This window comes from Aliivibrio finisterrensis, from assembly GCF_008933155.1.
Taxonomy (GTDB): domain Bacteria; phylum Pseudomonadota; class Gammaproteobacteria; order Enterobacterales; family Vibrionaceae; genus Aliivibrio; species Aliivibrio finisterrensis.
This window is the reverse complement of sequence record NZ_WBVP01000042.1, coordinates 1-4,629: the sequence shown is the minus strand read 5'-3', so window position 1 is coordinate 4,629 and position 4,629 is coordinate 1. Positions and strand designations below refer to the sequence as shown.

Annotated in this window: 1 protein-coding gene; it reads right to left on the bottom strand. The window is 47.1% G+C overall.

The annotated features are described in order from the left end of the window. Positions 1-4,629 (bottom strand): beta strand repeat-containing protein (locus F8B77_RS17585; RefSeq protein WP_167512857.1); only part of this gene is annotated, 4,629 nt, incomplete at both ends.

The window sequence follows — 4,629 nt, the reverse complement described above, 5'->3', positions numbered from 1 at the left end:
CACATTGAGCGCTAAATCTGTCATGCCATGACGACGCAGCCAGGTTTGGGTATTGAAGTACAAGGCTTTGGCGGTATTTACATCAAGGATGTTGTCAGACAAATCTGCCGCCAAATCTTGAGTCACATTGGCTAAGGATTCACCGCCGCCCAATACCGACAAGCCAATCAAGGCGGTGCGATATTGCTGATCAAGCCCTGCGCCTGTCGCATTCATATCCGCTGGCGCAATCGCAAACACATCATTGGCATTGGTGGAGTCTAAGAAGGTGCTGGTAATCAAAGCGTTTGCAGCATTGATACCTGTCACGGTCAAATTACTGCCCGCAACTTTAGCGGCAATGTCGGTAAGTGGTGACACGGTCACGGCGTCACGACGAGCAATAACAGGCAATATCGCCGTTAGCGTGCCGTTATTGAGTGAAATACCCGTTGATTCATCAATGTAGACGCCGCCGGTGATTTCCATGATGACAGGTAAATCGGTTGGTATTATCGCCATGCTGAATGCACCGTTTGCGTCCGTGGTGCCTGCTGTTTTGGTGAGATCTGTGCCTTTCGAATTCGCTTCAATCGCATACACTCGCACCGTTGCACCGCTGATGTTGTTCGCCACCGCTTGACCTGTGATCGCCCATTGCGGGTCAAGCGCGAAGGCATTAGCGTCATCAATCAGGATTTGTAATTTGACAAGATCGCTGACATCTGGCGCCTCACTCTCTTCGATGAAATTTTGGTAATAAGACAGGTTATTCGTGTCAACGCTCAAGCCTGCAATCCCTTGCAGCATCGCGATGGTCAAGGCATTAGCATTATCGCTTGTTGCATATTGGCTAATTGTGTCGATTTGAGATTGACTGCTGTTGGCACTGGTGATCAAGGTTTGCAATTTCGCACTGGTATCGACATTGCTGCCGATGTCGCTTGCTATCAAGGCTTGATAGTAAAGTAAGTTATTGGCATCGACACCGCTTAGGTTCATCACACTATTCAACTGAGTAACCGTCAATGTGCTGGCATCATTGCCATTAGCAAACCCAACAATCAGGTTTAGCGCATTCACTGAGGTATTCACCTCATCAATCAGATCTTGAATATCGCCATAAGAGGTAAAGTTAGCGACAACTGAAAACTCAGTGTTGTATTGGACCATATTGCTACTCATGATGTTGGAGAATCGACCACTATCAACTAATACGCTTTCTTCGATATTTTGGTTATTCGCCAATAAATCGTTGATGTCACCGAGCACACCAGCAAGGACTTGTCCTGTACCGAAACCGGTAATATCAGGATCGCCATTATCAAGATAGCCATCGTTATCATCGTCAGGATCTAAACGGTCATAGATGCCATCACCATCGCTATCGACATACACATCTAGCGCGTTTTGGTACGCGGATAAAATTTCATCTTCACTTAGCGCATGGTTATAAGCAGCAAAGCCATAAATCCCCTCATCACCATTCACTGTACCTTCCATGATGCCGAGCGGAACACTGCTTTGGTTAATTAAAAGCGCCTGATTATTGAGGTCGCCCACTTGTACGCCATTGACCCAAACTTCTGTCATACCGCTTCGCATAATATAAATAACATGTGCGGGATCGCCGTAAGGACTGTTAACAGATTGACCTGATAACGCATTAAAGGTGTAATCACCAACGCCATATCTGGTCACACCCAATTTACCTGTATCATTCCACTGCTCTAAACGTAAACTCCAACCAGTCGCGCTATTACCGAATATGGCTAATGAGTTAGAACGGTCAACGGCGAAGTGGACAATAAATTCATAAGAAACTTCACCACCAAGCGTGCTTAAGTTAACCGTTTCTTGTGCTGATTGATTGATAAAGGTATTCACCACCACTTCAGGCGGTATATTTTGGGCGATAACATGCGCATTCCACGTATCAATATCCATTCCGCTTGTTGGCATCGCAGCTTGTATCGTGAACCAAATGTCCGCTTTACCGTCATTGTTATTGTCAATTGAGAAATCAATGTCAGCACTGTCATAAGGGTCAAAGCCCGCCGCGAGTTCGTATTCATTGTTGATACCATCGTTATCGGCATCGGGATCTTCACTGTTAATAATGCCATCGCGGTCGTAATCGCCCGTGGGTCCAAATGCCAGAATAAGCTCATCATTTACATCAACGATCAGACTTTGTACATCAGACGGAGACATCCATGTATTGTCAGCCAGTGCGGTGCGATAATCATCAACAATGCTCTCATGCAAAACTTGCTCGGGCATCAAAGCTTGAAGTTGCACAAGCGTGATACTGGCGACATCAGTGTTTTGCAAATCAATGAATGCTGTGGCGGTTAAATTTTGCTCGGTGATAAGCGTTTGCAATGCGGTGATGCTACTCACTGAGTTACTGCTCAGTTCATTGCGATATAAACCAAGCGTAGTGGCATCGGTTGCAACATCCACCAAGTCCATAAACTCGGCAAATAAATCCGCATCGCTGATGGACGTATCTGTCACACGCGCAGTTAAGTTATTAATAGCAATAGGATTGACCACATCCGCCACGTCAACACTTTGTACCGTTGAGAAACGTACGCCGTCTTTTTCCACCATCCAACTAATGCTATCACTCGCATTTCTGTCGACTGGCAAGAGCGTCATCATGGTCAAGCTCGAATCGCTGCCTTGGTAACTCACATTAACATTCACTGTGTCACCATTAATGCTAGCCACTTGCAAATCACCGCTGGCATTGAGTGCCCAATCGATGCTCGGTGCTGTACGAGGTGACAATACATCTAGGCTGACCACGTCTTGCCATGTGCCATCATTTGCCGTCACCGCAAAACGGGCGGTGCCATCTTGACCCACGCTAATTTGATCATTGGCGATAGTGGCAACATCTGGCGTTAGGCTTTCGATGGTGACACTTTGACTATCAGAAGCGGTCACCGTCAGCGTGTGAGAGCCATTATTGATGTCGCTAAGGGTTGAAGTAACAGAAACAGGTGTCGCGCTAGGTTGCAGGGTAATGGTTTCTAAACGCGCTACCCCGTCCACGTCTACGCTGATTTGCACTTGCGCACCACTGCTGTACAAGCTGGTATCGAAGGTCCCTGTGAGTGGCGTTAAGCTGTCACCCTCAAGGATGCTGACGCTGACATTGCTGCCTGCTGGCACATAACCTGAGAGTAACGTGGTCAAATCAAGCGAGCCTGTACTGGTTTGCAAGATTTCAGGGAAGTACCCCAAGGTCGTGTCATTGGCAATCACTGTATCCACGGCTTGTTGTGCGGCGCTGTCTAAGCCAAAGGTTGGTACATTAAGCGCCAAATCTGTCATGCCATGACGACGCAGCCAAGTTTGCGTATTGAAGTACAAGGCTTTGGCGGTATTCACATCAAGCGAGTTGTCTGCTAAATCTGTCGCCAAGTCTTGAGTAATATTGATAAGAGCTTCACCGCCACCGAGCACAGAAAGACCAATCAAGGCACTGCGGTATTGCTGAGCAAGCCCTGTGCCTGTGGCATTCATATCCACTGGTGCAATCGCAAACACATCATTGGCATTGGTGGAGTCTAAGAAGGTGCTGGTAATCAAAGCGTTTGCGGCATTGATCCCTGCTACGGTTAAATCACTGGCAGCACGTTTAGCGGCAATGTCAGTGAGTGGTGACACGGTCACGACATCACGGCGCGCTATCTCGGGTAATACTGCCGTTAGCGTGCTGTTGTTAAGTGTCATACCCGTTGCTTCATCAACATAGCTGCCGCCAGTGATTTCCATCATTACAGGAAGCGAAGTCGGCACAATCGCCATACTGAAGGCACCGTTGGCGTCGGTAGTACCTGCTGTTTTGGTGAGATCTGTGCCTTTCGAACCCGCTTCAATTGCAAACACTCGCACCGATGCGCCACTGATGTTGTTCGCCACCGCTTGCCCTGTCACTGCCCATTGTGGATCGAGGACAAAGGCATCTGCATCGTTAATGATGAGTTGTAAACTGGCTAAATCAATGATGTCTGAAGCGCTACTTTCAACAACAAACGCTTGATAGTGACTGAGGTTATTGTTGTCTACCGTCAAACCGGCAATGCCTTGCAGCATATCGATGGTCAACGCATCCGCGTTGTTACTTGCTGCATACTGACCAATGGCATCAATTTGGAATTGGCTGGCGTTGGCGCTATCAATCAAGGTTTGTAACTTGGCAGCAGCATCGACATTGCTGCCAATGTTTGCGGCAATCAAGGTTTGATAGTAAGCATGATTATTGGTATCAAGCGCGGTTAAGCCAATCACATTGTTTAAATCTATAAAACTCAAACCAGAGGCATCATTGTTGTCGGCATAACCCACAATTTGTGCAAGCACAGTGACATGTGCATTCACTTCATCAATCACCGCTTGTATAGCGCCAATCGATCCTAGCGTACCTAAACGCGTAAACTCACTGTTATATTCATTAAGATTCTCGCTGACAATATTAGTGAACTCCCCACTGTTGACTAAAACGCTGTCGCTGACAGTTTGATTGTTAGCAATAAGGGCATTGATGTCATCGACAATCGTGACAAGTGACGCAACATAATCCAGTGAAAGCGTGCTCGTCTCCATGCCGCGGGTAGTGAGTAAATCAACAAAAGA